Source organism: Pseudomonas sp. DD1 (assembly GCF_044510355.1).
Lineage (GTDB): Bacteria > Pseudomonadota > Gammaproteobacteria > Pseudomonadales > Pseudomonadaceae > Aquipseudomonas > Aquipseudomonas shahriarae.
In genome coordinates this window covers 368,028-374,225 of the sequence record NZ_MSAJ01000035.1, presented here as the reverse complement: position 1 = coordinate 374,225, position 6,198 = coordinate 368,028, and the positions used below count along the sequence as shown (strand labels likewise).

Annotated in this window: 7 protein-coding genes; 4 read left to right on the top strand and 3 right to left on the bottom strand. The window is 64.1% G+C overall.

Translation table 11 applies throughout. From position 1 onward, the window contains the following. The 4 genes from recO to tadA all read left to right on the top strand — a co-directional run. Positions 1-679: DNA repair protein RecO (recO, locus tag PSFL_RS23190; protein ID WP_397470522.1), on the top strand; the 679-nt coding region annotated here is incomplete at its 5' end. Positions 680-730: 51 nt separating this feature from the next. Continuing rightward, positions 731-1,474 (top strand): pyridoxine 5'-phosphate synthase, encoded by a 744-nt coding sequence (gene pdxJ / locus PSFL_RS23185; RefSeq protein ID WP_315492128.1) that lies wholly within the window; start codon positions 731-733, stop codon positions 1,472-1,474. Between the two features lie 248 nt (positions 1,475-1,722). Further along, positions 1,723-3,102, top strand: a complete 1,380-nt coding sequence (locus tag PSFL_RS23180; protein ID WP_057438284.1) for a multicopper oxidase family protein — start codon at positions 1,723-1,725, stop codon at positions 3,100-3,102. Then, positions 3,102-3,593 (top strand): tRNA adenosine(34) deaminase TadA, encoded by a 492-nt coding sequence (gene tadA, locus PSFL_RS23175; protein ID WP_057958555.1) that lies wholly within the window; start codon positions 3,102-3,104, stop codon positions 3,591-3,593. The genes PSFL_RS23180 and tadA overlap by 1 nt, the downstream gene beginning before the upstream one ends. 85 nt (positions 3,594-3,678) lie before the next feature. On the opposite strand, the gene cmoB is transcribed toward tadA, so the two are convergent. From cmoB to PSFL_RS23160, 3 genes are all read right to left on the bottom strand, one after another. Next, a complete protein-coding gene (gene cmoB, locus PSFL_RS23170; RefSeq protein ID WP_057958556.1) occupies positions 3,679-4,635 on the bottom strand; it encodes a tRNA 5-methoxyuridine(34)/uridine 5-oxyacetic acid(34) synthase CmoB in 957 nt (318 codons plus the stop codon). Continuing rightward, positions 4,632-5,375, bottom strand: a complete 744-nt coding sequence (cmoA, locus tag PSFL_RS23165) for a carboxy-S-adenosyl-L-methionine synthase CmoA (RefSeq protein ID WP_057438290.1) — start codon at positions 5,373-5,375, stop codon at positions 4,632-4,634. The genes cmoB and cmoA overlap by 4 nt, the downstream gene beginning before the upstream one ends. 174 nt (positions 5,376-5,549) lie before the next feature. Beyond that, a complete protein-coding gene (locus PSFL_RS23160; protein ID WP_057958557.1) occupies positions 5,550-6,197 on the bottom strand; it encodes a lysoplasmalogenase in 648 nt (215 codons plus the stop codon). Between the last annotated feature and the right edge of the window lies 1 nt (position 6,198).

Below are 6,198 nucleotides of genomic sequence, written 5' to 3'. Positions count from 1 at the left end.
CCCACCCCCCAGCCAACCCGCCTACGTCCTGCACAGCCGCGCCTACCGCGAGACCAGCGCCCTGGTGGACTTCCTCACGCCCCAGGGCCGGCTGCGCGCGGTGTTGCGCAGTGCGCGGGGCAAGGCGGGCACGCTGGCGCGGCCATTCGTGGCCCTGGACGTGGAGTTTCGCGGCAAGGGCGAGCTGAAAAACGTCGGCCGCCTGGAAAGCATCGGCACCTCGGCCTGGCTCAATGGCGAGGCGCTGTTCAGCGGCCTCTACCTCAATGAACTGCTGATCCGCCTGCTGCCCGCCGAAGACCCCCACCCCGCGGTGTTCGATCACTACGCTGCGACCCTGCTGGCCCTGGCCGAAGGCCGCCCCCTGGAGCCGCTGTTGCGTGCTTTCGAGTGGCGTCTGCTCGACGACCTGGGCTACGGTTTTGAACTGAGCAACGACCTGCACGGCGAGCCCATCGCCAGCGACGGCATGTACCGCCTGCAGGTGGATGCCGGCCTGGAGCGCGTCTACCTGCTGCAACCCGGCCTGTTCCAGGGCACCGAGTTGCTGGCCATGGCCGACGCCGACTGGAGCGCCCCCGGTGCCTTGTCTGCGGCCAAGCGCCTGATGCGCCAGGCCCTGGCCGTGCATCTGGGCGGTCGGCCGCTGGTCAGTCGCGAGTTGTTTCGAAAGCCCTGACATCCCCGTGTATGCTGTGCGCCGATTCTTTCCCTTTTCAGGAGCGCTTCCGTGACCACCAGCAATCGCATTCTTCTTGGCGTCAACATCGACCACGTCGCCACCCTGCGCCAGGCCCGGGGCACTCGCTACCCTGATCCGGTCAAGGCCGCGCTGGATGCCGAAGAAGCCGGCGCCGATGGGATCACCGTGCACCTGCGCGAAGACCGCCGGCACATCCAGGAGCGCGACGTACTGGTGCTCAAGGACGTGCTGCAAACGCGCATGAACTTCGAAATGGGCATCACCGAAGAAATGATTGCCTTCGCCGAGCGCATCCGTCCGGCGCATATCTGCCTGGTCCCGGAAACCCGCCAGGAACTCACCACCGAAGGCGGCCTGGATGTCGCCGGCCAGGAAGCGCGGATCAAGGCGGCGGTCGAGCGCCTGTCGCAGATCGGCAGTGAAGTCTCGCTGTTTATCGACGCCGACGAACGGCAGATCGAAGCCTCGCGCCGCGTGGGCGCCCCGGCCATCGAGTTGCACACCGGCCGCTACGCTGATGCCACCACCCCCACCGAAGTGGCCGAAGAACTGCAGCGCATCATCGACGGCGTGGCCTGTGGCCTGCGCGAGGGCCTAATCGTCAACGCCGGCCATGGCCTGCACTACCACAACGTCGAAGCCGTGGCGGCGATCAAGGGCATCAACGAACTGAACATCGGCCACGCACTGGTGGCGCACGCGCTGTTCGTCGGTTTCAAAGGCGCGGTTGCCGAGATGAAAGCGCTGATCCTGGCTGCCGCCAAGCTTTAATCGACGCCAAAGACTCAACGTGGGGCGGGCTTGTGTGGGAGCGGGCTTGCCCGCGATAAGGGCGTTTCAGTCGATACCTCTCTTGACTGACACAGCGCTATCGCGGGCAAACCCGCTCCCACACAAGCTTGCTCCCACATAAGGCCTTTCCCACATGCGGCAATGCGAAGCCTTACTGTTTAGCCGGTAGGGGTGTATCGTATTTGCCCTTTGCGGGCCTTGGGCCTGCGCAGATTTGTGAGGTTGTTGTGTCCCGATCCTTTTCCCGTCGACAAATCCTTGGTGGCCTCGTCGGCCTGGCAGTCGTGGGTGTCGGTGCCGGTGGCGCCTATCGCTACTGGCTGGGGAAAGTCGCGGACGCCAGCGCCGGTCGCGATTACGAGTTGATCGCCGCTCCGTTGGACGTGGAGCTGGTGCCGGGACACAAGACCGAGGCTTGGGCCTTTGGCCCCTCGGCACCGGGCACCGAGTTGCGCGTACGCCAGGGCGAATGGCTGCGGGTGCGCTTTATCAACCATCTGCCGGTTGCCACCACCATCCACTGGCACGGCATCCGCCTGCCCCTGGAAATGGACGGCGTGCCCTACGTCTCGCAACTGCCGGTATTGCCCGGTGAGTATTTCGACTACCAGTTCCGCGTGCCGGATGCCGGCAGCTACTGGTATCACCCCCATGTCAGCAGCAGCGAAGAACTGGGTCGTGGCCTGGTCGGTCCGTTGATTGTCGAGGAGCGCGAGCCCACCGGCTTCCAGCACGAACGCACCCTGAGCCTGAAAAACTGGCATATCGACGAGCAGGGTGAATTTGTCGAGTTCAGCATCCCCCGCGAAGCAGCCCGTGGCGGTACGGCCGGGCGCCTGTCGACCATCAACGGTGTGCCGCAGGCGGTCATCGACCTGCCTGCCGGGCAAATCACCCGGGTGCGCCTGCTCAACCTCGACAACACCCTGACCTATCGCCTGAATATCCCCAACGTCGAGGCGCAGATCTACGCGCTGGACGGCAACCCCATCGAGCCACGGCCCCTGGGCAAGGAATACTGGCTGGGCCCGGGCATGCGCATCTGTCTGGCAATCAAGGCTCCGCCGGCCGGCGAAGAGCTGTCGATCCGCAATGGCCCGGTGCGCCTGGGCACCTTCCGCTCGGTGGCCAACACCGACGCCCCCGGCGAGTGGCCACCGGCGTTGCCGGCCAACCCGATTGCCGAGCCCGACCTGGCGAATGCCGAGAAGCTCAACTTCAATTTCGAATGGGTCGGCTCGGTCTCGGTCGATGTCGAAAACAGGCCGCCGAGCCTGTGGCAGATCAACGGCCAGGCCTGGGATATCACCGACAAGACCTGCGCCGACCGCCCGATTGCCAAGCTCGAGTTGGGCAAGAGCTATATTTTCGAACTGAAGAACATGACCCAGTACCAGCACCCGATCCACCTGCATGGCATGAGTTTCAAGGTCATCGCCTCGAACCGCCACAAAGTCACGCCGTACTTCACCGACACCTACCTGCTGGGCAAGAACGAACGCGCTCGCGTGGCGTTGGTGGCGGATAACCCTGGGGTGTGGATGTTCCACTGCCATGTGATCGACCATATGGAAACCGGCCTGATGGCCGCCATCGAGGTGGCGTGATGCGCCAGATACGCCCGACGGCGATTATCGACCGCAGCCGCGACCAGGACTTTATGCGCGAAGCCCTGGCCCTCGCCGCCCAGGGCGCGGCCCTCGGCGAAGTGCCGGTGGGCGCGGTGCTGGTGCAGGACGGCGAAATCATCGGGCGCGGCTTCAATTGCCCGATCAGCGGCAGCGACCCCAGCGCCCACGCCGAGATGGTCGCCATCCGCGCGGCGGCCCAGGCCGTCAGCAACTACCGCCTGCCGGGCAGCACCCTGTATGTGACCCTGGAACCGTGCAGCATGTGCGCCGGGCTGATCGTCCACTCGCGCATCGCGCGGGTGGTGTACGGCGCGCTGGAGCCCAAGGCGGGGATTGTGCAAAGCCAGGGGCAGTTCTTTACCCAGGGCTTTCTCAATCATCGAGTGATGTATGAAGGCGGGGTGTTGGCCGAGGAGTGCGGAGCGGTGTTGAGTGAGTTCTTCAAGGCGCGCCGGGCTAAACCCTGACCTCAATGTGAGAACCAGATCAATGTGGGAGCAGGCAAGCCAGCTCCCACATTTTTGATCTGCATTTTCTCAGGGCGATTGGGGGTTACTTCTTGGCGATGATCACCGCGCGCATCGGCGCCGGCAGCCCTTCAATCGTCTTGCTGTGATCCTCAGGGTCGAGGAAGTCACTCAGGGACTGATACTTCATCCACTCTGTCCCGCGTTGTTCCTCGACCGTGGTCACGCTCACATCCACGCAGCGCACCTCAGTGAAGCCGGCACGCCGCAGCCATAGCATCAGCGCCGGCACCGAGGGCAGGAACCACACATTACGCATCTGCGCGTAACGGTCTTCCGGCACCAGTACCTGTTGTTGATCGCCCTCGATCACCAGCGTTTCCAGCACCAGTTCGCCGCCCTTGACCAGGCAGTCCTTGAGCGCCAGCAAATGCTCGATCGGCGAGCGGCGGTGGTAAAACACGCCCATGGAGAACACCGTGTCAAAACCTTCCATGTTCGGCGGCAGGTCTTCGAACGGGAAGGGCAGGTGCCAGGCGTTGGGCGCCGACAGGTAGCGCTGCACCGCCTGGAACTGGCAGAAGAACAACCAGTTGGGGTCCACGCCAATCACACTGTCGGCGCCGGCGCCGAGCATGCGCCACATGTAGTAGCCGTTGCCACAGCCCACATCGAGGATGCGCTTGCCCGCAAGGTTCAGGTGCGGCGCGACCCGCGACCATTTCCAGTCCGAGCGCCATTCGGTGTCCACGTGCACCCCGAACAGGTTGAACGGGCCTTTGCGCCACGGGCTCAGGCCCATCAGCGCGGCATGCATCTGCTCACGGGTTGTGTCATCGCAATCGGTGTCGAGGGTCAGGCCGTTCAGCAGGTCGACTTCGCTTGGCAGGATCTTGGGCAGCGCATCCAGCGCACTTTGCCAGCGCGCCAGGTCGCCATGGCCCTTTTCCATTTTTGCATCGAGTTGTGCTTGCAGGCCCTGGGCCCACACGGCCAGGGGAGTGCCGACCAGATGGCGGGCGAGGGGGGACAGATCAATCATGGCAAGGCAATCAACGAGGCAAAGTTAAGACACTGGAACCACGGCACGACTTTCGAGAACCCGGCCGCCAGCAGGCGTTCGCGGTGTTCTTCGAGGCTGTCGGGCTTCATGACGTTTTCGATGGCGCTGCGCTTCTGGGCGATTTCCAGTTCGCTGTAGCCGTTGGCGCGTTTGAACGCTACGTGCAGATCGGTGAGCAATGCATGTTCTTCGGGATCATTGAAGCGCAGTTTTTCCGAGAGAATCAGCGCGCCACCGGGCAGCAGCGATTGGCGAATCCGCCCGAGCAAGGCCAGGCGCTCCTCGGGGGCGATAAATTGCAGGGTGAAATTCAGCGCCACCACCGAGGCCGGCTGGAATTCTAGGGCGAGGATATCGCCTTCGATCACCTCCACCGGCAGCAGCTCCTGGAACATCGAGTCCTGGCCGTTGAGGTATTCGCGGCAGCGCTCGACCATCGCCGCCGAGTTATCCACAGCGATCACCCGGCAACCGTCAGTGCGCACGTGGCGACGCAGGGCCTGGGTCACCGCGCCCAGGGACGAACCCAGGTCGTACAGCACGCTGCCCGGCTGGGCAAACTGCGCCGCCAGCACGCCGAGGTTCTCGACAATCGTCGGGTAACCGGGCACCGAGCGCTTGATCATGTCCGGGAACACCCGCACCACGTCCTCGTTAAAGGCGAAGTCCGGCACCTGGGGCAAGGGCTGGGCGAATAGGCGATCGGGTTCTTTGCTCACGGCTGTTCCGGCGACGAAGTGGAAAAGGCCGGCATTTTAGCCAACTTGGCCGAGCGATGCGCGCCTTCTCTGATCTGTGGCGAGCGGGCTTGCCCGCGCTGGACTGCGCAGCAGTCCCATCTAGGGGGCCGCTGCGCGCCCCAACGCGGGCAAGCCCGCTCGCCACAGGGGGAGTCAGGTCAGGGGCGTGCGGCGCGGCTGGGAAAAGGCCGAGGCGGTGATGCCCCACTGTCCCAACCAGTAGGTGATGATCAACAGGTACGGTGCGGCATCGAAGGTCACCACAAAGCGGTTGATGCCGATCAGCGTGTCGGAAAACACAAACAACGCCGCGCCGACGGCCGCCAGCTGCGCCGAGCGCTTGGGCACGTCGCTGCCCAGGCGCGCCAGTGCACGCCAGAGCATGGCGCTGATCACCAGCGCATACACCACCACCGGAATCAGCAAGTCGCCCAGGCCGTGGGATATCAGGATGCTCAACAGGATCGCCCCAACCCCCAGGGCCAAGGCCAACGGCAACAGGGCCGGGCGCCGGCAGTCGCTGAAGTAGGCTTTGAGATACGCCAGGTGCGCGAACAAAAACGCGCCCAGGCCGAAGATAAACAGGTCGCCGGGCCAGGCCAGCAACACATCGCCCACCACGGAGAAGATCAACCCCAGACTGATCCAGCGTCGATAGTCACTGGGCGGCGCATCATGCAGCCAACCCAACAGCGCCAGTACCGGCAGCGGCTTGACCAACAGGCACAGCAAGGTGGCATGCGTGCTCAGGCCGTAGATAAAGGTACCCGCACCCATCAACGCAAGAATCATCCATGGCATA